The sequence below is a fragment of the Anaerovorax odorimutans DSM 5092 genome (assembly GCF_000426305.1).
Lineage (GTDB): Bacteria > Bacillota > Clostridia > Peptostreptococcales > Anaerovoracaceae > Anaerovorax > Anaerovorax odorimutans.
The window spans coordinates 1-25,128 of record NZ_AUFC01000022.1; the positions used below are offsets into that span (position 1 = coordinate 1).

At 32.2% G+C, this 25,128-nt stretch carries 24 protein-coding genes and 1 tRNA gene; 21 read left to right on the forward strand and 4 right to left on the reverse strand.

What is annotated here, in order from left to right; all coding sequences use genetic code 11:
- Positions 1–77 precede the first annotated feature (77 nt).
- Together K292_RS0108985 and K292_RS0108990 are read right to left on the reverse strand one after the other, a co-directional pair.
- Positions 78–151: transfer RNA gene (locus K292_RS0108985), tRNA-Gly, on the reverse strand.
- A 165-nt stretch (positions 152–316) separates the two neighbouring features.
- Positions 317–982 (reverse strand): peroxiredoxin, encoded by a 666-nt coding sequence (locus K292_RS0108990; protein WP_027399556.1) that lies wholly within the window; start codon positions 980–982, stop codon positions 317–319.
- A gap of 351 nt (positions 983–1,333) precedes the next feature.
- Here K292_RS0108990 and K292_RS18615 point away from each other — a divergent pair, with 351 nt between their 5' ends.
- The 20 genes from K292_RS18615 (at position 1,334) to K292_RS0109090 (ending at position 22,763) form a co-directional block, all read left to right on the forward strand.
- A complete protein-coding gene (locus K292_RS18615) occupies positions 1,334–1,507 on the forward strand; it encodes a hypothetical protein (RefSeq protein WP_156900508.1) in 174 nt (57 codons plus the stop codon).
- Positions 1,508–1,589: 82 nt separating this feature from the next.
- Positions 1,590–2,219 carry a M23 family metallopeptidase gene (locus tag K292_RS19295; protein ID WP_027399557.1) on the forward strand — a complete coding sequence of 210 codons (630 nt, stop codon included), beginning with the start codon at positions 1,590–1,592 and terminating at the stop codon, positions 2,217–2,219.
- Positions 2,220–2,309: 90 nt separating this feature from the next.
- Entirely contained in the window at positions 2,310–2,561 is a 252-nt protein-coding gene (locus tag K292_RS0109005) for a phage holin (protein ID WP_027399558.1), read from the forward strand.
- Positions 2,562–2,887: 326 nt separating this feature from the next.
- Entirely contained in the window at positions 2,888–3,919 is a 1,032-nt protein-coding gene (locus K292_RS0109010; RefSeq protein ID WP_037372919.1) for a LacI family DNA-binding transcriptional regulator, read from the forward strand.
- Positions 3,919–5,025 (forward strand): 4Fe-4S binding protein, encoded by a 1,107-nt coding sequence (locus K292_RS0109015; RefSeq protein WP_037372921.1) that lies wholly within the window; start codon positions 3,919–3,921, stop codon positions 5,023–5,025. Before K292_RS0109010 ends, K292_RS0109015 begins: the two co-directional genes overlap by 1 nt.
- Before the next feature lie 489 nt (positions 5,026–5,514).
- Positions 5,515–6,795, forward strand: a complete 1,281-nt coding sequence (locus K292_RS0109020; protein ID WP_027399561.1) for an NAD(P)-dependent oxidoreductase — start codon at positions 5,515–5,517, stop codon at positions 6,793–6,795.
- Between the two features lies 1 nt (position 6,796).
- The gene (gene preA, locus K292_RS0109025; protein ID WP_027399562.1) at positions 6,797–8,050 is read left to right on the forward strand and encodes an NAD-dependent dihydropyrimidine dehydrogenase subunit PreA; all 1,254 of its coding nucleotides are present in this window, start codon (positions 6,797–6,799) and stop codon (positions 8,048–8,050) included.
- Positions 8,051–8,196: 146 nt separating this feature from the next.
- Positions 8,197–8,904, forward strand: coding sequence for a response regulator transcription factor (locus K292_RS0109030; RefSeq protein WP_027399563.1), 708 nt, complete (start codon positions 8,197–8,199; stop codon positions 8,902–8,904).
- A gap of 36 nt (positions 8,905–8,940) precedes the next feature.
- Positions 8,941–10,251, forward strand: a complete 1,311-nt coding sequence (locus tag K292_RS17880; protein WP_051280575.1) for a sensor histidine kinase — start codon at positions 8,941–8,943, stop codon at positions 10,249–10,251.
- A gap of 321 nt (positions 10,252–10,572) precedes the next feature.
- Entirely contained in the window at positions 10,573–11,421 is an 849-nt protein-coding gene (locus tag K292_RS0109040; protein WP_051280576.1) for a phosphate ABC transporter substrate-binding protein, read from the forward strand.
- A gap of 64 nt (positions 11,422–11,485) precedes the next feature.
- The gene (pstC, locus tag K292_RS0109045) at positions 11,486–12,376 is read left to right on the forward strand and encodes a phosphate ABC transporter permease subunit PstC (RefSeq protein WP_027399566.1); all 891 of its coding nucleotides are present in this window, start codon (positions 11,486–11,488) and stop codon (positions 12,374–12,376) included.
- The gene (gene pstA / locus K292_RS0109050) at positions 12,377–13,204 is read left to right on the forward strand and encodes a phosphate ABC transporter permease PstA (protein ID WP_027399567.1); all 828 of its coding nucleotides are present in this window, start codon (positions 12,377–12,379) and stop codon (positions 13,202–13,204) included.
- Positions 13,194–13,949: a phosphate ABC transporter ATP-binding protein PstB gene (pstB, locus tag K292_RS0109055; RefSeq protein ID WP_027399568.1), complete on the forward strand. Its 756-nt coding sequence runs from the start codon at positions 13,194–13,196 to the stop codon at positions 13,947–13,949. The genes pstA and pstB overlap by 11 nt, the downstream gene beginning before the upstream one ends.
- Before the next feature lie 10 nt (positions 13,950–13,959).
- Positions 13,960–14,622, forward strand: a complete 663-nt coding sequence (phoU, locus tag K292_RS0109060; RefSeq protein WP_027399569.1) for a phosphate signaling complex protein PhoU — start codon at positions 13,960–13,962, stop codon at positions 14,620–14,622.
- 421 nt (positions 14,623–15,043) lie between these two features.
- Positions 15,044–15,862, forward strand: coding sequence for a basic amino acid ABC transporter substrate-binding protein (locus K292_RS0109065; RefSeq protein ID WP_027399570.1), 819 nt, complete (start codon positions 15,044–15,046; stop codon positions 15,860–15,862).
- 36 nt (positions 15,863–15,898) lie between these two features.
- Positions 15,899–16,579 carry an amino acid ABC transporter permease gene (locus tag K292_RS0109070; protein WP_037372923.1) on the forward strand — a complete coding sequence of 227 codons (681 nt, stop codon included), beginning with the start codon at positions 15,899–15,901 and terminating at the stop codon, positions 16,577–16,579.
- Positions 16,566–17,282 (forward strand): amino acid ABC transporter ATP-binding protein, encoded by a 717-nt coding sequence (locus K292_RS0109075; RefSeq protein WP_027399572.1) that lies wholly within the window; start codon positions 16,566–16,568, stop codon positions 17,280–17,282. The genes K292_RS0109070 and K292_RS0109075 overlap by 14 nt, the downstream gene beginning before the upstream one ends.
- 371 nt (positions 17,283–17,653) lie before the next feature.
- Complete coding sequence (locus K292_RS0109080; protein ID WP_027399573.1) at positions 17,654–19,306, forward strand: MBL fold metallo-hydrolase RNA specificity domain-containing protein; 1,653 nt, start codon at positions 17,654–17,656, stop codon at positions 19,304–19,306.
- A gap of 285 nt (positions 19,307–19,591) precedes the next feature.
- Positions 19,592–21,385: a sigma 54-interacting transcriptional regulator gene (locus K292_RS0109085; RefSeq protein ID WP_027399574.1), complete on the forward strand. Its 1,794-nt coding sequence runs from the start codon at positions 19,592–19,594 to the stop codon at positions 21,383–21,385.
- Positions 21,386–21,410: 25 nt separating this feature from the next.
- Positions 21,411–22,763 (forward strand): aspartate aminotransferase family protein, encoded by a 1,353-nt coding sequence (locus K292_RS0109090; protein WP_027399575.1) that lies wholly within the window; start codon positions 21,411–21,413, stop codon positions 22,761–22,763.
- A 99-nt stretch (positions 22,764–22,862) separates the two neighbouring features.
- On the opposite strand, the gene K292_RS0109095 is transcribed toward K292_RS0109090, so the two are convergent.
- Positions 22,863–23,429 (reverse strand): transcription repressor NadR, encoded by a 567-nt coding sequence (locus K292_RS0109095; RefSeq protein ID WP_051280578.1) that lies wholly within the window; start codon positions 23,427–23,429, stop codon positions 22,863–22,865.
- Between the two features lie 192 nt (positions 23,430–23,621).
- On the opposite strand from K292_RS0109095, the gene K292_RS0109100 reads away from it, so the two are divergent.
- Positions 23,622–24,662 carry a PTS transporter subunit IIC gene (locus K292_RS0109100; RefSeq protein ID WP_027399577.1) on the forward strand — a complete coding sequence of 347 codons (1,041 nt, stop codon included), beginning with the start codon at positions 23,622–23,624 and terminating at the stop codon, positions 24,660–24,662.
- 94 nt (positions 24,663–24,756) lie between these two features.
- Here the strand turns inward: K292_RS0109100 and K292_RS0109105 are convergent, their stop codons facing one another.
- Positions 24,757–25,086, reverse strand: coding sequence for a rubredoxin-like domain-containing protein (locus tag K292_RS0109105; RefSeq protein WP_027399578.1), 330 nt, complete (start codon positions 25,084–25,086; stop codon positions 24,757–24,759).
- Between the last annotated feature and the right edge of the window lie 42 nt (positions 25,087–25,128).

Sequence of the window (25,128 nt, forward strand, 5' to 3'; positions counted from 1 at the left end):
CGATGATTTTCTTAACGTGCGATGCCCTTTCGGGTTCGATTCCCAAATTAAAAAAACCTCTTTAAAAAGAGGTTCTCTGGAGCGGGTGAAGGGAATCGAACCCTCGTATCCAGCTTGGGAAGCTGGTGTTCTGCCATTGAACTACACCCGCATGTGATTTTTAATAGTGTACATTATTAATATTAAACTAATTTTTTTAATTAATCAAGGGATTTATTTATGTTCTTATTATTTTAAATGGAAATTTACATAAAAGTATCACCAACTACGGTATTAATGTAATTGGTGATATATTTTTAAATTATAGTTATAAAAATTATTCAGTCTCATTTTCATTAAAAGGTTGTTTGTAACACCAGTACCAATCTATACAGTCAAGTCCTATTTCCTCAGCATTATCTTCTCTTGTCAATAAATTGTTATATGTCATAGATGGTGGCACTAATACAGGTTGACCTGGTTCCCAGTCAGCTGGTGTAAGAACTTTATATTCATCTGTAGTTTGAATTGCTATTAATAATCTTAATATTTCTTGAATGTTTCGCCCATTTGTAGCAGGATAAATTAATATTGCTCTTATTGTTTGACGAGGATCAATTATATAAACATTTCTTATTGTTTCTTGAGTTGTAATATCCGGTGCAAACATACCGTATGCTCTGGCAATATCTCCGCTCCTGTCAGAGATAATGGGGAAAGGTACAGTTATACCGGTTTTTAAGTAAATATCATAAACCCATGCAAGATGTGATGGATTACTATCGATGCTATGTCCCAGTAATTGTGCATTTCTTTCTTCAAATTGCGGATAAGCATTGGAAAAAGCAATGAATTCAGTTGTACATACTGGAGTAAAATCTCCGGGATGTGAAAAAAATACTAGCCATTTACCCTTATAATCCGACATTCTGATTGGTCCCATGGTAGAACTTGCAACAAATTCAGGAACTTGCATACCAATATTCAATTGATTTATTTCCATTATAAAACCTCCATTTGTTTTTAATATTAATATATTCAAGTAGTATTAAAATGTTTAACACTAAGCTTAAAGATTAGTTATTTTAATTAACATGCTTTGTGGATAACATTGTTGTTAAAATGTCGAATAGAGAAAAGATATGTTGAATTTACAGGATTCTAGGCGGAATAAATATACACAGATACCAGTGGATAATTACGATTTAAATAGTATATAGAATAAAAAATATTGTAATAATCTTAGGGCAAATTTTATGTATACATAAGCATATTATTTAATAGTAATAGTAAAAAGAGCGGAGTAATAGCTTCATAAATATAAAAAAATTATATAAAAATGGGGTGCTGAATAATGAAAAAAAAATCACCGTGTTTAGGCTGTGAACAGAGAACGCCGGGCTGTCAGTGTAATTGCAAAAAGGGCATAGAATATTTTAATAAGTGCAAAGAAGAGAAAGAGAAAATAAAAGAAGAAAAAAGAAGAGAATACATAATAACTACTAATTATAAATATAAGAGGATATAGCCTTTATTTTAATATATTATAAAATTTTAGGACATTTTGAATTTATTTATCATATTATAGGAGAAGGGAAAGAAGGTGAAATATGCAGTTTCAATATAGACCTTGTGAAACAACAAGGATAACAAGCAGATACGCATATAGAATCGATCCTATAACTAAAAAAAAAGCAACATTCCATCCGGGTTTAGATATTTCTCCTATAGATAAGGTTAAGTTTTTTCAAGAACCTATTTTTGCTTGTCTTGGGGGAAAAGTTCTTCTTTCATCCTTTAATTCTGCAAGGGGAAATCAGGTTTTAATCGATCATGGCTCTAATATTATGACAAGAAGCCAGCATTTAGCTGATTGTAAAGTTAGTAAAGGTGACAATGTAGCGGCAGGTCAGATTATTGGTCATATGGGAAATACAGGCTACAGTACTGCTCAACATTTGCATTTTGAAGTTATTGCAGATGGAAAAACAGTAAATCCTGAACCTTATATTAAAGACTTACCAATTCCCAGTAAACATTCAAATAATTTTAAAAAAGTAAAAGAAAAGTATGGTTTTGAGGCTAATACAATGTCATATTTAGAAAACTATAAATATGCGGAATTTTTATTTGAGAGAATGTTGTTACCGGTAAAAGAACAGCATTTTCAACTTGGAACTATAAATTATATTTTAGGATATAAATATGGTAAAGAAATTTTCGAAAAATTGAATGTGTAAAAAAGTGTATTAAGGAAATATTTACTATTTATAAAAACTTCTTTCATTATTAGCGTACAGTTGTGATCTAAGAAAGGAGATTGACGATAAGTGAATAATATTAATTGGAAACTTAGGTTCAAAAATAAAGCAGTATTATTAGCATTAATAACTTGCAGCGTTTCATTTGTCTATCAGATATTAGGTATTTTAGGATTAACTTCACCTGTTTCTGAAGATATAATAATGCAGTTTGTAGCAGTAGGATTAAACATTTTAGTCGCTTTAGGCATTTTAATTGATCCTACTACTAAGGGAATTTGTGACAGTAACCAAGCAAAGGAATATACTGAACCTAAATAATTTTGATAAAGCAGGTCAACTTAGCATATTATAATGTTAAGTTGACCTTATTTTATATATATAAAGATGATTAGCAGTTATGGGCATAAGTCTTAGTTGCTCATTTATGTTAAAATGAAACTAGTAACGTAAAATAATTATAATATTTTACTTGAAAAATCAACTTTATGATGACATAATTAAAAATAAAATGTAAAATATTCTGAATAATTAGGAAAGGACATATAATGTTAAATTAAAAAGAGCTATAAAACAATTAAAATAGTGAGTTTTTCGCTATTATAATATCATTAGACTAAAATAATATAGAGATATGGGTACGAAAAATGAATATAAAAGAAATTGCAAGAAAAGCCGGAGTTTCAGTTGCTACGGTATCAAGGGTTTTAAATCATCCCGAGAATGTGGCCCCTAAGACAAAAGAGCACATTTTAAAAGTAATGGAAGAATCAGAATATATCCCCAACTGGTTTGCAAGGGGGCTAAATTTTAATAAGACGAATACAATTGGATTATTAATTCCAAATATTTTAAACCCGGGGTATATGGAAATTGCAAAAGGAGTAGAAGATGTAGCTCATCAAAAGGATTATACTACTTTATTATGCAACGGTGAAAATGAATTAGATAAAGAAAGAAAATATATAGATACATTAATAAAAAGGCGTATTGATGGTATTGTGCTGATTTCATCACTTTTAGAGCATGAAGATATTATGAATATAAAAAAGCAAGAGATACCAATAGTTTTAATAGGAGAAAATAAATACATGTCCGCAGATGTACCTCTGGTTAGAATTGACTGCCAAAATGGAGCTTATAAAGCAGTAAAACATTTAATAGAAAATAAATATAAAGATATTGCTATTATATATGGGGATACACCGGAACAAGAAAATAAAAGAAAGCTTATAGGATATAAGCAAGCTTTAGAAGAAGAAAAAATAATAGAAAATCCGGAATATATCATAGAAGTAGGAAACAATATAGAAGAAGGATATATTGCAGCAAAAAAATTAATTGATTTGAAAAAACCACCAAGGGCCATCTTTGCTTCATCAGATCTTTTGGCAATAGGTGCAATTGATGCTATGAAGGATTATGAAGTTAAAGTGCCTGAGCAAATTGCAGTAATTGGTTTTGATAATATTCAGATGGCAAATTTGATAGAGCCAAAGCTTACAACCATAGCAAAACCTATGCATAAAATGGGTGTAGTAGGAGCAAGATTATTATTTGATATAATGGATAGTAAGGATAATGGAGATCAAATTAAGCCCAGAGAAATTCTTTTACAGTCAAAGCTAAAAATAAGAAAATCTTGTGGGCATAAAGAGAGAATTGGAGAGATATTTTAATGAAAACAAATTTTTTAGGATTAAAGTTAAAAAACCCAATTATCGTAGCAGCAGGACCTTGGAACAGAGATGGAATAAATATAAGAAAAGGGATAGCAGCAGGTGCAGGTGCTGTAATTACTGAAACTATTGTAAGTGATGCACTTTTAGATGTTAGACCAAGAATTGCATATAATGGAACAGGAGCACAAAATATAAGATTATATAGTGATATACAAGTTGAAAGCTGGCAAAGAGAAATGGATATAGCAAAAAGTAAAGATAGTATTGTAATTGCAAGTGTATCTGCACATACACCTTCTGAGCTTGCCTATTTAGCTATGAAAATGGAAAAATTCGGTGCCGATGCCATAGAGCTTAGTATATCATCACCAATGGGTGAGTCTTTAGAAGTAGTAGCATCAAATGCTGACAGAGTTTATCAAATGACAAAAGAAGTAGTTGAAAACATTAAAATACCTGTTATGGTAAAACTCTCACAAAATGCAACAAATATATCCAAAGTGGCAAAGACAGTAAAAAAGGCAGGAGGTTCAGGTGTTTCGGCAATTAATACTATTAGATGTATACTGGGTGTTGATATTGAAACGATGAAACCAATGCTACCAACTTACGGAGGCTATTCAGGAGTACCCATACGTCCACTGGGGCTTGCCAGTGTTGCAACAATTGCTCAGACCGTTGATATTCCGTTATGTGGAATAGGTGGAATTGAAAATTATAAAAATGCTCTTGAATATATTTCACTTGGTGCATCCGCAGTACAAATAGGAACTTCCGTTATGTTAAATGGATTTGATGTAATTACGAAGATTGTAAATGATTTGGAAAAATGGTTTGATGAAAACGATATTAAAGATATAAAAGAGATTAGAGGACAAGCTTTAAAGCATTTGAAATCTTTTGAAGAAATAAAAATTGAACCTATTACTTGTCATAGTGACGATAAAGAATGTGCTGAAAATTGTCATCTTTGTATGAATTCATGTATATATGGGGCTATTACAAGGGAAGAAGGCATAATTAAAATTGACAAAGAAAAATGTACAGGCTGTGGTCTGTGTAATTTTATCTGCCCTGTTAAAAAATTAAGATTAGACTGGTAATTTTAATTATTCTGAAAATAAAGTGTTGCATTATTCAGAAAGTATAGTATAATGAAAAGTATGAAACTGGTTTCATGCTTTTTATAATTTCAGGGCTAAATAAATAATTGAAAAATACATGAAAAATTATTTATTTAAAGAGAAAATTAATGAATTAGCTTCATAGTAAACAACTTTTAAATCATTATCCACAAATATTTTACTTAGCTGAATTTTTAATTAAGAAAATGAACAAGCTAGAATATAATTACTAATTTTTTTGAAACTGTTCAAAAGATCTGAATTATAAAAGGAAAATGGTGATTCAATAGTATGAACAACTCTCATATGGATCACATTGAGCGCTATATTCCTGTGTATTTAACTTATTTAATCTGAAGTAGCATAGGATTTAAAAATTCTATACATTAAGCAGGAAAACATGCGTTTTAAAAGTTTGTATTAATTTAATTAAGTAGGTGTTTAGAAAGCCGAAAGGAGTTGAAAAATTTGAGTAAAGTAAGAAAAGATAATTACACTTCTGAAGCTGCATCTGGTTTTACTCCTAGAACAGCTATGGAAGAAGCAGCGAGATGTTTACTATGTCATGATGCTCCATGTAGCCAAGGATGTCCTGCTGGAACTGATCCTGGTAAATTTATAAGATCTATTAGATTTAGAAATGTGAAAGGTGCAGCAGAAACAATCAGAGAAAATAATATTCTTGGAGGTACATGTGCCAGAGTCTGTCCATATGATAGACTTTGTGAAGAAGCTTGTAGCAGATGCGGTATTGATAAACCAATAGAAATCGGAAGGCTTCAAAGATTTGCCATAGAGCAAGAAGAAGCTTTCAAAATGCAGATATTAAATACTCCTGAAAATAAAAAGAATGAAAAAGTTGCATGTATTGGATCCGGTCCTGCATCACTTGCTTGTGCAGCTAAACTTGCTACATCAGGTTATCTAGTAACAATTTTTGAATCAGAAGAAAAAGCAGGAGGTGTTTTAACATATGGAATTACACCAGCAAGACTTCCTCAAAATGTTGTTGATCAGGATATTCAAAAAGTAAAAGACTTAGGCGTTGAATTTGTATTTAATACAAAAGTTGGTGAAGATCTTACTATAGATGATATAAAGGATAAGGGTTTTGAAGCTATTTTTGTAGGTACTGGTTTATGGGCTGCAAAGATTCCTGATATTCCTGGTAAAAATTTAGATGGTGTAACTACTGCAGTTGATTTCTTAAAGAATGCAAGAGAGTCAAAGGGTACTTTAGATGTTGGAAGCAGTGTAGTTGTAATCGGCGGCGGAGATGTTGCTATGGATTGTGCAGTTTCTGCAAAATTGTTGGGAGCTGAAAAAGTTGCTATTTACTATAGAAGAACATTAGAGGAAGCTCCTGCAAATATGGAAGAAATTCAATATGCAATTTCCTTAGGAGTTACTATTACTACAAATTTTGCCCCTGCTGAAATCACTGGAGACGGCAAAGTTGAGTTTATAACCTTTGATGGAAGAGATAAAAAGTCTAGTGCAAAAGTTGCCGCTGATACAGTAGTTTTTGCTATTGGTCAGGCACCAGAAGATATGAAAAAGCTGGCACCAATTGAAGTTACTGAAAAGGGAACTATTGAAGCGGATGAAGATGGTAAAACAAATATCGACTATATATTTGCAGCAGGTGATATTGTAAATGGTGGAAACACCGTTGTTGAGGCAGTTGCACAAGGTAAGAAGGCGGCTGAAGAAATTATGAACTATTTCGAAAAGAAAGGAGTGAAATAAAATGGCAATAAAGAAAGATTTATCAATTGATTTTTTAGGTGTTAAATGTGAAAATCCTTTTTTCCTTTCGTCATCACCTGTTGGAAGCAATTATGAAATGGTTGCAAAATCATTTGAAGAAGGCTGGGGAGGAGTTTTTTATAAAACTGTAGGAATTTTTGTTGCTGATGAATGCTCTCCAAGATTTGATAATGTGAATAAAGAGGGACTTCCATGGGTTGGTTTTAAAAATATGGAACAAATTTCTGACAAACCTACGGAAGTAAACTTTGAAAATATGTATAAGCTGAAAAGAGATTATCCCGATAAAATTATGGTAGCCTCAATTATGGGAAGCAATGACGAGGAATGGAGAAAGCTTGCGAAGATGTGTGATGAAGCAGGAGTGGATCTTATTGAAGGGAACTTCTCTTGTCCTCAAATGACAAGCCATGCCATGGGTTCAGATGTTGGTTCTTCCCCTGATTTAGTAAGAGCATACTCAAAAGCTGTTTCAGAGACAACAAAAATTCCTTTTATTGCAAAAATGACTCCAAATATTACCTCTATGGAAGTACCTGCTATTGCTGCTATTGAGGGTGGAGCTAAGGGTATTGCTGCTATTAATACAATTAAATCCATTACCAATATAGACCTTGAAAATATGACGGCTATGCCGGTTGTAAATGGGAAATCCTCAATTTCAGGATATTCTGGTGCTGCTTGTAAGCCTATAGCTTTAAGATTTATTGCTCAGATGCTTCAAAATGAAAAATTAAAAGATATTCCTATTTCCGGTATTGGTGGAATTGAAACATGGAGAGATGGATTGGAATTTTTGCTATTAGGATGTAGAAATTTACAAGTTACCACAGCTATCATGCAATATGGTTACAGAATAGTAGAAGATATGAAAAACGGCTTGATGCATTGGATGGATGAAAGAGGCTATAATAAGTTAGATGACTTTATTGGAAAGGCTCTTGGAAATATTGTTCCAGCAGAAGATTTAAACAGAGATTTTAAAATTTATCCTCAATTTGATGATGAAAAATGTATAGGTTGCGGAAGATGTTATGTATCTTGCTATGATGGAGCTCATCAGGCAATTGATTGGGATGCTGAAAGAAGAAGACCTGTTCTTAATGATAATTGTGTAGGATGTCATCTTTGCCTAAATGTTTGTCCGGTTGCTAATTGTATAACACCTGGAGAAATTAAATGGAAAGATGGCAGAGAACAAATTGATATTGCTATGAAGCATAATTATGAATAAATTATAATTAATATAAAAAATGATAAAAGTTAAAGAGATAAATAAAATTTTTTAATTTTATTTGTCTCTTTTTTTAATCAAATATTTAAATGGTTGTTTTTTTTATAACTTTCAATATATAATAATGATTATTAGGAGGGACTGCTATGAAAAAAATATTAGTTATAGAAGATGAACCGAATATTAGAGAATTAGTTTTATATAATTTAACACAGAATTCATATGAAGGTATTTTTGCGGAAGATGGAGAAACAGGACTTGCTTTAGCTCGTATGGAAAAACCTGATTTGATTTTACTTGATATTATGCTGCCTGAAAAAAATGGATATGATATTTGCAAAGAACTCAGAGCAGAAGGAAACAAAACTCCTATTATTATGTTAACTGCAAAGAATGAAGAAATAGATAAAGTATTAGGGCTTGAATTTGGTGCTGATGATTATATTTCGAAACCATTTGGTGTTCGTGAGCTTATGGCAAGAATAAAAGCGGTACTTAGAAGATATGAATCTCAAAATATGACTAAAGCTGATGAAAAGGCTAAAAATAAAGAAAATAGGGTATTACAAATAGACGATTTGACGATTGATGTAGAAAGACATGAGGTTAGCCTAGGAGGCAAAAAAGTAGATTTGACTTTAAAAGAATTTGACCTCTTAAAAACCTTAGCGGAAAATCGTGGAATAGTAATGAGCAGAAATCAGCTTTTAGATAAAGTGTGGGGATTTGAGTATATCGGTGAAACAAGAACTGTAGATGTACATGTAAGATATATTAGAAAGAAGCTTGGTGATGAAGATAACGATGGTAAATATATTCAAACTGTAAGAGGAGTAGGATATAAAATACCGTAGGTTATTATAAAATGAAATGGGAGAAAAAGTAATTAAATGAAAAGGAAAGTTGTACAATTTTCAGTAGCATTAATTATTATTAGTGTAGTTATTACAACAGTGCTATCGATAAAAAGTAATATAAAAAGTTTTGTTGAAGAAAAAGACAGTGAATTGTTGAATTACTGCAAATTAATAAATAACACTATAGAGGAAGATTATGATCAAAATATAACTCCTGATTTAAGTTATTATGCAAAGATTTTCTCTGAGTCTACCGGACAAAGAATTACTTTTATTGATCCAAAAGGAGTTGTTCTTGGTGATTCAATGGCTGGTGACGATTATAAAAATCTTTCAAATCATTTAGAGCGAAAAGAAGTTCAGGAGTCTCTTAAAACAGGTGAAGGAATGAGTAACCGTCAAAGTAAAAGTTTTAAGGAGAGTTTTTTATATGTTGCAGCAGCATTAAATCAAAATGATGAAACAGTATTAATTACAAGAGTAGCTATGGAGATTAATAGTTTACAGATTATAAGGAATTTTATTATAAAAAGTACATTACTGTATGCGGCGGTTGGTACTATAGTGGCTGTGCTGATTGGTATGTTCTATGCGGGAAAATTGATGAAGCCTGTATATGAAATGGAAAAACAGCTGGAAATTACTATGGAGGAGAATCGAAAAGCAGAAAATATTAGAAAAGAATTTGTTGCAAATGTGACCCATGAGCTGAAAACTCCGTTAACATCAATATCAGGTTTTGTCGAAACTCTTCAAGATGGAGCGGCAGAAGACCCTGAAGTGAGAACAAAGTTTTTAGATATCATTGCAATTGAAGCGGCCAGATTAAAAAGATTAATAGAAGATATTTTAATTATTTCAGACATTGAAAATAAAAGAGAGGTAAATACAAATAGTGACATAAATGTAAGAGAAGCCATAGAAGAGACTATAACAACAATAATGCCTATTGTAGATGCAAAGGGTGTAACTGTTAAAACTGATTTTGCATATGAAATATATATTGGCGGTAATTATGACAGATTTAAACAACTTATGATGAACCTAATAGAAAACGCTGTAAAATACTCTTATGATGGAGGAGTAGTTACAGTTACAGCATGTAAAATAGATGGAAAAGTTCGTGTAAGTGTAAAAGATGAAGGTATAGGAATAGCAGAGGAAAATATACCAAGATTATTTGAAAGGTTTTACAGAGTTGATAAATCCAGATCTCACAAGGTTGGAGGGACTGGCTTGGGACTAGCTATTGTAAAACATATTGCAGCACTGTTTGAAGCAGAAATCAAGGTAGAAAGCAAACTAGGTCAAGGATCAACATTCACAGTTATATTTAAAAATTAATTAAAGAACAAATAGCAATACTTCCCCTTAGGGCAGACAGCAGAAAAAACTGTTTGTCATAAGGAGAAGTATTTTTTTGTGTGCAGTATCTTTCGATATTACAATAATTTAAAAATTAAATAAACACTTGCAGAAACCGAGTCTGTTTAATTGACAATATTGCTAATTATGTAAATTGCTTATTTTGTTGATGTATATAAAAATATTGAGATTTATGAAACATACTTAACATGAATTTAACAATTGCTTTATACATGTTTAACATTTTTTAATTATTATTTAAAAAGTAAAAGAAAATTAATAAAGAAAGAAGGATTAAATTTGAAGAAAATATTGGTAATCTGTTTAATTTGTATATTTACTTTTACTATCATGTCAGGATGTGATAATTCGAAAAATACTCAAAATGATATTGAAAAAAATGTTGTAATTGTAGGTTCTACATCAGTACAGCCGTTGTCAGAATCTTTAGCTGAAGCCTTTATGAAAAAAAACAGGAATATATCTATAGTAATAAAGGGAGGCGGATCGGCTCAGGGCGTTAAAGCAATCCAGCAAAAAAATGCAGATTTAGGAGCTTTATCAAGAGAAGTAAAAGATGAGGAAAGTTCTTATATTACAGAAGAGTTTATTATTGCAAGTGATGGTGTTGCAGTTATAACTCATTCTTCAAATAATGTAGATAATATGTCAATTGATCAAATTAAAAAAATTTATACAGGAGAAATTAAAAATTGGAAAGAAGTAGGAGGAAATGATGCTCCTATTATAGTTGTAACAAGAGAAATGGGCTCGGGAACAAGAGCTTCTTTTTCAGAAATAACAGGCATACTTACAAAAAACAATTCAGGAGAAGAAGTTGACGAAACTACTAAAAGTGCACTTATTCAAAATTCAACTGAAGCTGTAAAAAAGGCGGTTGCAGAAACACCTAATTCCATTGGATATATATCTTTAGGGTCTTTGGGTGATAGCGTAAAGGCACTTCGCATTGAAGGAAAAGAGCCAAGTAGAGAAAATGTAATAGATGGAGAATATAAAATTTCAAGACCGTTTATTTATATAGCAGGTAATGAAATAAGTTCCGAATCACAAAAATTTATACAATATATTTTAAGTGAAGATGGACAACATTTAGTTGAAGAGATGGGATTTATTCCGGTAATATAAAAATCTTAAGTATATAAATTTGCAGCTTAGTATTTAATTTGTAAATTAGAAAATAGGGGAATTCATGAAAAAATATGAAAAAGTAATAGAAAAATTAATATTAATCTCAGCAATGATAGCGACAATTTCTGTTGCTTTAATTACTGTTTTTATATTTCAATCTGGTATTTCAGTAATAGCTGATTATGGTGTAATTAATTTTATATTTGGAACAGAATGGTCACCTGGAAGCGGTATATATGGTATATTTCCGCTAATTGCAGGTACTTTATCCGTAACTCTTGGATCTTTAATAATAGGAATCCCGACGGGAATTGCATGTGCAATTTTCTTGTCAGAAATTTTACCTAAGAAGTTCTCAAAATATTTTAAATCAGCAATAGAATTGCTTGCAGGAATTCCATCTGTGGTGTATGGATTCTTTGGATTGGTCGTGCTTGTTCCAGCTATCAGAACTTATATAGTACCGATTTTTCAAAAATTTAATCCTAATGTAGCTCCTACAGGTTTCAGTATTTTAGCAGGTGCAATAATTTTAGCAATTATGATTCTTCCTACTATTGTAAGTATATCAGAAAATGCTATTGCTGCCGTTCCCATAGAATATAAAGAAGCTTCACTAGCCCTTGGAGCTAATAAGAGGGAAACTATATTAAAGATCATAATACCCGCTGCCAAATCAGGGATCATATCTTCGATTATATTAGGGATGGGAAGGGCCATAGGTGAAACCATGGCGGTACTTCTTATTACTGGCAACATGGCGAAAGTACCATCAAGCATATTAGATCCTGTAGCAACTCTTACAGGAACAATAGCAATGGAGATGAGCTATGCACCTCCGTCTCATCAAAAGGCATTATTTGCAGTAGGTATAGTATTATTTGTTATAATTATGCTACTTAATGTTATTGCCCAATTAAGTGTAAAAGGTTTAGGAGGAAAAAGAAATTAAATGAAAATAAAGAATATAATTTTTTATGCAATATTGGGTATTTTGGCATTACTCACACTTGCAACACTGATTTTAATTGTTGGATATTTATTAATAAATGGATTGCCTCATATTAATATGGAATTTTTGACACAAGATCCTAAAATGATGGGAAAAGAAGGCGGAATTTTTACTATTATAGTCGGAACTATATATGTTACCTTGGTAGCAATTATAATTTCTACGCCAATAGGAATTGCAGCAGCTGTATACTATACCGAATATGCAAAAGAAGGAATAATTGTCCAAATTATTCGGTTTTTCACAGAAATACTTGCAGGTATTCCTTCGGTTATATTCGGTTTATTCGGATTTGCATTTTTCGTAGTATTTCTTGGTATGGGTTGGTCGGTTATTTCGGGAGGTCTTACATTAGCAATTATGATTTTACCTACTCTTATAAGAGCTACAGAGGAGTCTTTAAAGACTGTTCCCATGTCATATAGAGAAGGAAGTTTATCCCTTGGAGCAACTAAATGGCAGACTATTGTAAAAGTAATTATACCATGCTGTAAGAATGGCATTTTAACCGGCATGATTTTGGGAATTGGAAGAGCTATAGGGGAAACAGCAGCTGTTATGCTTACTGTAGGCGGTGCATTAAAATTACCTACCTCATTATTTGATTCAACGAGAACCATGTCAGTACATTTATATATGTTGTCTTCAGAAGGATTATCTCAAGAGAAGACTTTTGCTACAGGTGCATTGCTAATTATAATTGTATTAATTATTAACACTACGGCAAACTTTATTAGTAGCAGGCTAGGAGGAAACAATGGAAACTAAATTTAAAATTAAAAATTTAAATCTATATTATGGAAACTTTCAGGCATTGATGAATATAGATATGGAGATTTATGAAAATAAAATAACTGCATTGATCGGTCCTTCGGGCTGCGGAAAATCTACGTTCCTAAGAACATTAAATAGAATGAATGATTTAATACCTAATGTAAGTATTGAAGGGACAATAAAGCTTGATAATAAGGATATATACAATAAGGACTATGATTTAATTGAACTTAGAAAACGTGTAGGTATGGTATTTCAAAAACCTAATCCATTCCCTAAAACTATTTATGATAATATTGTGTATGGACCTAAAATACATGGAGTTAAAGATAAAGAAAAACTTGACTATATAGTAGAAAGAACATTAAAGGAAGTAGCCCTCTGGGATGAAACTAAAGATAGACTTCATAAATCTGCACTTGGGCTTTCAGGAGGACAGCAGCAAAGGCTGTGTATAGCAAGATGTCTTGCAGTGGAACCTGAAGTTATACTTATGGATGAACCCACATCAGCCCTTGATCCTGTGTCAACTTCAAAAATAGAAGGTCTTTTAGAAGAACTTACAGAAAAATATACAATTGTAATTGTTACCCATAATATGCAGCAAGCAGGAAGAGTTTCAGATTATACTTCATTTTTCTTAAATGGTAAAGTTATTGAAAACGATAAAACAGAAGTAATTTTTTCAAACCCAAAAGATAAGAAAACAGAGGATTATATAACAGGAAGGTTTGGTTAAGGAGGTTAATATGACGGCGAGACCACAAATGGATTACGAAATATCTGTAATTACAGATGAACTTTTAGATATGACACAATTGGTTAAAGAATCAATTATTAATGCTTCTAAATCCTTAGAAGAGAAAGATTCTCAGTTAGCTAGAAGCATAATTGACAATGATGAACAAATTGATGACATTGAAGATGCTATTAATGATAAATGTCTTAAATTTTTAGCTACACAACAACCTTTGGCAGGTGATTTAAGGTACTGCATTTCAATTATGAAAATGGTAAGGGATTTAGAAAGAATAGGGGATCATTGTGAAGATATTGCAAAATATACCCTTAGATTTGAGAATGAAGAATATATGAAAGAATTGATTGATATACCAAGGATGGCAGATATGGCGGCCAAAATGGTAAAAAATGCAATTGATGCTTTTGTAAATAAAGATCTGAGACTTGCCAGAAAAGTTTGGAAAGCAGATGAAGAGGTTGATGAAATGTTCAGAAATATTTATGATGAACTTTTAGATATAGCAGATAATGATTCTACAAAGACAAAACAAAGTATTATGTTCTTATTTATTGCAGCTCATTTGGAAAGAATTGCGGATTATGGTACAAACATTTGCGAAGAAACAGTATTTGTTATGGAAGGCAATTATGAAATGGAAAAACAAATATAAATAAATGATAGGATATAAAAAATATACACCAAGAAATTAAAACTCTTGGTGTATATTTATATTATTTTGTTATATATAATTATAATTTACTAAGGAAACATGAATAAAAGCATTAAGATTTAAGATTAATAAAATTATCAGTGACATAAATAGCGATTTTTAATTAAAAATTTGATAAAAATAAATATATATTATTTGTTATTAAAAGAGATAATTTAACAAAAAATATGAAGTGAAAAACTATTCTTTTATTTAGGTTTAAAATATATAAAAAATATTTAAAATATGAAATAAAAATTTAAAAAAGCCTTGAATATAAACCTAATGTAATGTATATTCATACAATGAATGGTTTTAAATTATAAACTTGAAATACCAAAAAATGTAAAGAAGAAATTCTTAAAGAAAGAAGGAAAGAGAAATGAAAAATAAAAAAATATTGGTATTATTATTAGTACTTGCAATGGTATTTTCCTTTGCGGCATGTGGTGAGTCAGCTGATAATGGTGATGCAGATAAAGATAATGGAGCTGCAGATAAAAATACAGAAATCCCTACGTATATTGCGGCAACTGAACCTACATTCCCGCCATTTGATACAACAGATGAAGACGGAAATATTGTTGGGTTTGATATGGATTTAATGAATGCTATTGGAGAAGATCAAGGATTTAAAGTTAAATATAAAGCGTTTGAATTTGATGCTTTAATTCCTACTGTACAAGCAGGTAATGCCGAAATAATCACAGCAGGTATGAATGCAGAAGATCCGGAACGTCAGGCAAAAGTTGATTTTTCAAATACTTACTATGATTCAGGTCTTGTGGTTATTGTAAAAGAAGATAATAATACTATTAAAGGTATTGATGATTTGACAAAAGATATGAAAGTGGCAAGTCAAATTGGTACAACAGGTGCTGATAAGGTAAATGAATTACATGATGATGGTAAAATAAAAGAGGCTGTTATTTTAAACGGATTTGATACTTGTATGCTTCAGCTTATAAACGGAGATGTTTCAGCAGTTATAATTGACCAGCCTGTAGGTAAAACATATCTGAAAAAACAACCTGGTAAATGTAAGATTGTAGGAGATGTTTTAAATGCAGAATCTTATGGATTTGCTGTTAAGAAAGGTAATAAAGAACTACTTGATAAAATCAACACAGGATTGCAGAATATGATAGATAACGGTACGTACGATGAACTGTTTACTAAATGGTTTGAAGGCGAAGAATAATTAATGGATTACAATAGTTAGATTGGAGTAGCTAATTTGGAAATTTTGGAACTTTACTTAAAAGGAATAACGGTTGCATTAAAAGGTATACCTATTACTATTGGTGTCAGTTTGGTGGCAGTGTTTATAGGAGTATTGTTAGGCTTGATTATAGCTTTGCAAAAGATGTCCAAGTTTAAGATTGTAAGATGGCCGGCTAATGTATATGTTGAAGTTTTCAGAGGAACGCCTCTTATTGTACAGGCATTAATTTTAGCTTATGGAGTGCCACAGCTCTTACAGTCTAACGATATTCCTTTTAAATGGCCATATCTAATTATTCCGGCTATTATAGTATGTGGTCTCAATAGCGCGGCATATGTGGCTGAAGTTATTAGAAGCGGACTTCAAGCAGTAGATAAAGGGCAAATGGAGGCAGCCAGATCATTAGGAATGAGTAAAGGCATGGCTATGAAATTGATTATCATTCCTCAGGCATTTAGAATTATTTTACCTGCTTTGGGAAATGAGTTGATTACTTTAATAAAAGAAACAGCAGTATTATCTTATGTTGGAGTTGTGGAAATTTTAAGAAGAGGAACTTTATGGAATGCATCTTCGTTTGAAACGTTTCCTGCATATGTAGGTGTTGCTATTGTCTATTTATTGTTGACTATTCCTCTATCTAGAATAGTTGCTTACGCAGAAGGGAGGATGGCACAAAGTGATAGAAGTTAAAGGATTAAAAAAAAGCTTTGGAAATCTTCATGTTCTAAAAGGAATTGACGAAGTTATTTCAGATAAAGAAGTGGTTTGCGTCATTGGTCCTTCTGGTTCAGGGAAAAGTACCTTTTTAAGGTGTATAAATCTTTTAGAAGTACCTACTGAAGGAAGTATTAAGATAGACGGAAAATTAGTTGAATTAAATGGAATTAATGAAACTAGAAAGAAAATGGGAATGGTTTTTCAAAACTTTAACCTGTTTCCCCATATGAATACATTAGATAATGTGGCAATTGGACCGATAAAGGTTAACAATGTTCCAAAAGCAAAAGCATATGAGGAAGCTATGGAACTTTTAAAAATGGTTGGTCTTTCAGATAAAGCAAAAGTATATCCATCATCTCTTTCGGGAGGACAAAAACAGAGAGTTGCAATAGCAAGAGCCCTTGCTATGAAACCGGAAATTATGCTATTTGATGAACCCACCTCAGCACTTGATCCTGAAATGGTAGGAGAAGTATTAGAGGTTATGCGTAATTTAGCGCATAATGGTATGACAATGATAATTGTAACTCACGAAATGGGGTTTGCAAGAGAAGTTTCAAACAGAGTTTTGTTTATGGATGAAGGCATAATTGTTGAGAAGGGTAGTCCAGACCAAATTTTTGGAGATCCACAAAATGAAAGAACGAAAAGTTTTTTAAGCAAGGTTTTATAACCTTGCTTTTTTATGGTATAATGATTTCTATGATTGAAACAGCGTTGCTGCAAGGTGAAAATCATTGAAACATGCTTGATAATTTGTGTCATGTTATAATGATTCCAAAGATTGAGCCAGCGTTGCTGAGAGGAAGGAATCATTGAAACATGCTTGATAATTTGTGTCATGTTATAATGGTTCCAAAGATTGAGCCAGCGTTGCTGTAAGGAAGGAACCATTGAAACATGCTTGATAACTTGTGTCATGTTATAATGATTTCTATGATTGAGACAGCGTTGCTGCAATGAGTGAATTGTTGAATCATAAAATATTTATACTAAATGATATAGTAATTTTGCAAATTAATTAAGAAAATAAAAGGAGGTACTATGAATATTAAGTTTTGTGGTGCAGCGTCTTCAGTTACAGGTTCATGTCATTTAATTACCACCGATAAATATAAAATTTTACTAGATTGCGGACAATTTCAAGGTGGAAAAGCTATGGATGCAATGAATTGGGAAGACTTTGGTTTTGATCCTGCTGATATAGATTTAGTTCTTTTAAGCCATGCACATATTGATCATTGTGGAAGAATACCTTTGCTGGTAAAAAAGGGGTTCAAGGGTAAGATATATTGTACAGATGCTACAGCAGATTTAGTGGAAGTCATGTTAAAAGACAGTGGATATATTCACGAAAAGGAAGCAGAATGGAAAAACAGGAAAGCAGAGCGTGCCGGTAGGAAATTGACAGAACCTCTTTATACATTCAATGATTCGGTAAATTCATTACAATATATTGTGCCTGTTTTATATGATCAATTAATAGAGTTAAATGATGAAATGAAAGTAGTTTTTAATGATGCAGGACATATATTAGGTTCCGCTATGATAGAACTATGGGTTACAGAAAATGAGAATACATCTAAGATTGTTTTTTCGGGAGATATAGGAGTTAGGAATCGACCAATTTTACGCGACCCTACTATAATTAAAAAAGCTGATTATGTTATTATGGAGACAACTTACGGTAATAGACTTCATGCACCAAATACAAGTAGCATAGAAGACCTCATTAATATAGTTTTGAAAACTGTAAGAAGAGGGGGAACTGTTGTTATTCCGTCTTTCGCTGTAGGAAGAACACAGGAATTAATTTATGAATTTAATAGATTTTATGAAGATAACTCTAAATATAAAGATGAGTTGGACAAATTATTTGTTTATATAGACAGTCCTATGGCAACTACGGCTACAGAAGTGTTTAGAAAAAATGCGCAGGTATTTGATGAAGAAACGAGAGAATATATTTTAAACGGAGATAATCCGTTAGATTTTAAGAATTTAAAATTTACAAGAACAAGTGATGAATCGAGAGCTTTGAATTTTGATACTTCTCCAAAAATTATTATTTCTGCTAGTGGTATGTGCGAAGCCGGAAGAATAAGGCATCATTTAAAACATAACTTATGGAATCCTAAATCCAGTATAGTATTTGTTGGATATCAAGCAGAAGGTACTTTGGGAAGACTTATTGTTGAAGGAGCAAAGGATGTTACCCTTTTCGGAGAAAGTGTCCATATAAATGCTGAAATTCATAATTTAGAAGGGTTTTCAGGACATGCCGACAGAGATGGGCTTTTGTATTGGCTTGGCGGATTTGAAAAAAAACCTCATGATATATTTTTAGTACATGGAGAAAATGAATCTAAACATGACTTTGCATCATTTGTTAAAGAAAAACTTGGCTGGGATTGTGTAGTAGTAGAAGGCGTTTCTGAATTTTCATTAGAAAAAGAAACTGTTTTAACAAAGCAAGAAGCTATGTCAAGCATTATGGATCAAGAGCAAATGCTGAAAGTAAAGACAAAAATTGCTGATATACATGATGAATTAGAAAAAATTCTATACAATACACAGTTAGCTGTAGATAGCGAGGTAACACCTGAGCGTATTGCGGAAATTAATAATATTGTTTTAGCTTTAGAGAAAAATACTATGAATTTGGGATCTGTAGTAACATCGGAGGACAATTCATAAAGTGAAAATAAAAATTGCGATTTTTATTTGATATTTTATAAAAAAGATATTATAATAAGATTCGTTGGAAAAAGTTTAATAAATGAGACAGCGTAAATCAACTTATGCTGTCTGTTTAACTATTACAGTAAAATCAGAATTTTTAGTTTTATTAAAAATAAGATTTTTTTGTCTCAAAAATGTTTTTATACTATGTTAATTTTGCTATAATAATATATACAAGATACAAATGAAAATATTTAATTGAAATTTTTTTATTAAGTTACATAGTTACAGGAGGATAAAATGTCTTTATTGCAGGATATTGCATCAAGTGTACAGCAAGTAGCTGAAGCAATAGCAATAGCTATTGGCGTAGAGGTTGAAATTGTCGATAATAAGCTTACTGTTATCGGAGGTACAGCTGTTTATTTTGATCAAATCGGACAAAAGGAAGAATTTGGTCAAGTAGATGGAAATTTACTCTATGCTAGAGTTCTCAGAAGTGGTATGACAGAATATATTGCAGATGCAAGAAATTATAAATTTTATGGCACGTCTTTTGCAGAACATGATTATAGTGAATTAGCAGAAATTTGTACTCCGATTAAAATAAAAAATGAGACAATAGGAATTATAGGTTTAGTTGCATTAGATGAAGAACAAAGAGCTATATTACTTGATAAAAAGCGCAGTATGGTAACTTTTGTAGAGAAAATGGCCGATTTGCTTGCAGCTAAAGCAATAGAAAAAAAAGCATTAGATAACATCTCTAATAGTATGAATGAATTGGCAACCGTATTGGAGACTACGCATGAAGGTATTTTTGCCTTGGATGGAACAGGGCATATAAAACATTGTAATAATATGGCAGAGAAATTATTTAATACTACCAGAAAAGATATTTTATCAAGCCATATAAGCAAATATATGATAGGCACCCCGGCTCTTGACGTATTACGTTCAGGTATTGGTTATACAGAGAATGAAGAATTATATTCTAATGACAGAGGATCATTTCATTTTATTGTTACAGCAAAACCATATTTTTCAGATAATAAAGTTGCCGGTGTTGTAATATCTTTTAGAGATATAGAAGAAGCACAAAAATTAGTGTATAATATAAATACAAGAGCTTTGAAATGTACTGTTGATGATATAATGGGTCAAAGTGAATCAATAAAAAAAGCTAAAAATTTATCTTTACTTACAGCTCGCGGAAATTCTACAGTGTTAATTACAGGAGAAAGCGGCACAGGTAAAGAAATGTTTTCAAAAGCAATTCATTACTCAAGCTCAAGATCAAAAGGACCTTTTGTTACAGTGAATTGTGGAGCTATACCGGAAAATCTTTTGGAAAGTGAACTCTTTGGATATGAAAAAGGTGCTTTTACCGGAGCTAATGATAAAGGAAAGATTGGCAAATTCGAAATGGCTAATGGCGGTACTATCTTTCTTGATGAAATTGGTGATATGCCGTTACATTTACAGGTTAAAATACTTCACGTTCTTCAGAATATGAGATTTGAAAGAGTGGGAGGTAATAAGACAATAATTGTAGACGTAAGAGTAATAGCAGCTACAAACAAAGACTTAGAAGATATGATAAAAGAAGGAACCTTCCGAGAAGACCTATACTATAGATTAAGTGTTATACCGTTAATGGTACCTCCACTAAGGGAAAGAAAAGGTGATATTAAACTTTTAATATATCATTTTTTAAAAAAATATAATACCTTTATGGGGAAAAAAATCAAGGGATTTACAAAAGAAGTGGAAGAACTTTATGAATCTTATGATTGGCCAGGGAATGTAAGAGAGCTTGAGAATGCAATTGAATATGGTACTAATATGGCTTTTGGGGAGTTAATAGGCTTAGATGCAGTACCATCTAGATTGTTTAAAAATCAAACCAATACCATTCAGATAGGATGTAGTGATTTACCCCTTGGGGAACAAGTAAAACTATATGAAAAGGAAATTATTACGAGAAAACTGATGGAGTATGGAGAAGGCAGCAATGCAAAGGACAAGGTAGCGCAGGAACTTGGATTAAGCCGAGCAACCCTTTATCGCAAATTGTCCGAGCTGGATATATAATTAATAAAAAACAGGAGGGAAAAAAATGTTAAGAGAAGCATTACCTAAAATCGTTACACCATTACCAGGACCTAAGGCTAAGGCTATTATCGACAGAAGAGAAGCGGCTATGCCTGGAGCAATTAAGTGTGGATACCCATGTGTTATTGCTCGTGGTGAAGGCGCTATGTTTGAAGACGTAGATGGAAACATCTTCCTTGATTGGATTGGTGGAGTAGGTGTATTAAATATTGGATACAGCCACCCAGAATTAATTGATGCTGTTAAAAAACAGTCAGAAAAATATTTCCATGCTATGATGAATATTACAACTCATGAAGGATATATTTCACTTGCAGAAAAAATGAATGAAATCGTACCAGTAAAAGGCGATAAGAAAAAGACAATGTTCGTAAACAGTGGTGCTGAAGCTGATGAAAATGCTGTAAAAATTGCTAAGAGCTATACAGGCAGACCTAATATCATCGTATTTTCAGGAGCTTTCCACGGAAGAACAATGCTTACTATGACTATGACAGCTAAGAAAGCTTATGCAATCGGTATGGGACCTTTCCCTGATGGTGTTTATAGAGCTGAATTCCCTAACTTTTACAGAAAGCCAGAAGGAATGTCAGAAGCAGATGCAGTTAAATACTATATTGAAAAATTAGAACAAGTATTTGTTGAAGCAACTCCAGCTAATGATGTAGCAGCTATTATCTTCGAACCTGTACAAGGTGAAGGTGGTTTTATTCCTGCTCCAATCGAATGGGTTAAAGCTGTTAGAAAAATTTGTGATGATAACGGAATCTTAATGGTTACTGATGAAGTTCAGAGTGGTTGGGCACGTTCAGGAAGAATGTTTGCATCACAATACTTTGCAGAAGCAGGTTGTGCTCCTGATATCATGACAACTGCTAAATCAATTGCAGGTGGTCTTCCACTATCTGCTGTAACTGCTAGTGCGGAAATTATGGATAAAGTAACTGGAGGAACAATTGGTGGTACATACTGCGGTAATCCTCTAGCTTGTGCATCAGCATTAAAAGTTGTTGAAGTAATGCAAAGAGACGATTATCCAGGAAAAGCTCTTAAGATTGCTGATAAATGCATGGCTAAGTTCAATGAATGGAAAGATAAGTATGAAGTTGTCGGCGATGTAAGAGGAACTGGTTCTATGATGGGTATCGAGTTTGTAAAAACTAAGGCTGGAAAAGAACCAAATGCTGATCTTGTAAATGCTATCGTTCAAGAAGCAGTACAGAATGGTCTATTACTTGAAAGTGCTGGAACATATGGAAATGTTATCAGATTCCTTTGCCCACTTTGCGTAACTGACGCTCAGATTGAAGCTGGTTTAGAAATCTTTGAAAAAGCTATCGTAAAATGCATGAAATAGTTTAAGATCTAAATTAATTAATTTTTATATGGGGATAATAAAGGTTGCTTCTTAAGAAGCAGCCTTTATTCGTAATTTTAAAATTCTGTGAGTTACCATTTATTCAATTGCAATACCCTTTTGGGTCAAAGCATTAATTATATGCTGGAATATGGATTCATCTTTACACCCAATTCTATGAAAATGTGTTCCATCGGTTAAATCGCACAGTTGTTTTGCGTTACAATCTTTTATTTTTTCAGAAAAAATACCTGCCTCATATCTAGAACATATATTTAATTTACCAGATATTTGTCCATAAATTGGATGCTCTATAGTAACATCAAGAAGGCATCCGCCGAAATCAACAATTGTATATAATTCATCTATAAGTTGTTCTTCTGAATGTTTGCAAGCAATCATTCCAATAAAACCATATCCCTCTGAATCACTATCATCGGGTATATAAACATATCCCTTGGATGTTGCTGAAATATTTAACCCAGATGCTCTAAGAAGTGCAATATCACCTACTATAATTTGTCTACTGACACCAAACATTGAAGCCATTATCGTAGCACTTAATGGCTTATCAGCCTCAGCTAATAAATCTAAAATTTTTTCTCTACGCTGGTTTGAAGTTAATTTTTGAAGATTTTCAATTTCATTTATTTTATCATTTATCATAATATTTTTTCCTTTATTGTGTATAGTAAACATTATAATTATTATAGTATCATAACATATGTGTTTTTAATAGGTCAACCAAAATGAGCAATTACATGTCTTGACACATGTAAACATACATGCTAAAATATTCAGGGAATATATGGCCTATATAAATAAATTATATAGGCGCTTTCTAAAAGGAGAAGTTAAATGAACAATTTAAAGGAATTCTTGAAGCGAAAAGATATAGAATTTTCTGCTAAGAGATATTTGAATGATGCACTGTCAGCAATGGCTTTAGGTTTGTTCGCATCATTACTTATTGGTCTAATAATAAAGACCTTAGGAGAACAAACTGCAATATTGTTTGGTGAAAACACAATTTCTGCGTTTTTCGTACAAACAGGAGGCTTTGCTATGAAGATGATGGGGCCAGCTATAGGGGCGGCTGTAGCTAATGGTTTAAAATCACCACCTCTTGTCTTATTTGCAAGTATTATATCAGGTTATGTAGGTGCTGAAATGGGAGGTCCTGCAGGAGCTTTTATTGCTGTTGCTATTGGTGCTGAATTTGGTAAAGCGGTTTCTAAAGAAACAAAAGTAGATATAATAGTAACTCCTGCTGTTAGTATAATCATGGGAGTTTTAGCAGCAAAATTGTTCGGACCTGCAGTGGCTGCTTTAATGACAGGATTGGGAAAAATAATTATGAATGCCACAGAATTACAGCCATTCTTAATGGGTATTATAGTTTCCGTAATTGTAGGACTTGTTCTAACTGCGCCTATCTCTAGTGCGGCGTTATGTATAATGCTTGATTTAGGAGGTATTGCAGCAGGGGCAGCAACTGTTGGTTGTTGTGCGCAGATGGTTGGATTTGCGGTAATAAGTTTTAAAGAAAACGGAGTTGGAGGGTTAATTGCACAAGGAATCGGAACCTCTATGTTGCAGGTTTCAAATATAATAAAAAATCCATGGATTTTAGTTCCGCCAACTTTGGCAGCTGCAATTATTGGTCCTATTTCAACAGTTATATTCAAAATGACAAATATAGCTGCAGGTGCAGGAATGGGAACTTGTGGATTTGTGGGACAAATTGGAACATTTACTTCTATGGGATTTAGTATAAAAGTGCTATTATTTATATTATTATTACATTTTATTTTACCTGCTATAGCAGCATTGATTATAGATTATGGTATGAAAAAAATAGGAATGATCAAAGTAGGAGACTATAAGTTGGATTTATAGTTCTTATAATTTACTGTTCATTAATTTAGTAAATAAAAAATGCTTGGCTTTATAACCAAGCATTTAATATTTTTAATAAGTATTTATTAAGTTATTAGAATTTTTCTTTTCCAACATGAATTGCAATCTCAGCTTTACATGATTGCTTAATATCCCATGCCCTTCTGTTTGCACCTGTAAATGAAGCGATACATCCAGGATCAAGTCCAATTTCTAAACCTTCTTCGCTTAGCTTTGCAATTTTAGCTGCATAATATTCTACTTCCATTAGTAGGTCATTTGTCCTGTCAGCAGCATAAATTTTGTCAGCTTCCTCTTTTGAAAGAGATGTAAATTTACTTGCTGGTGCACCACATTTTGGACATTTTTCTGGTGCAGAATCTCCTTCATAAATAAGACCGCATACTGTACATTTCCATAACATAATAGTAGTCCTCCTTAAGTATTTTTAAATTTTCATATAAAA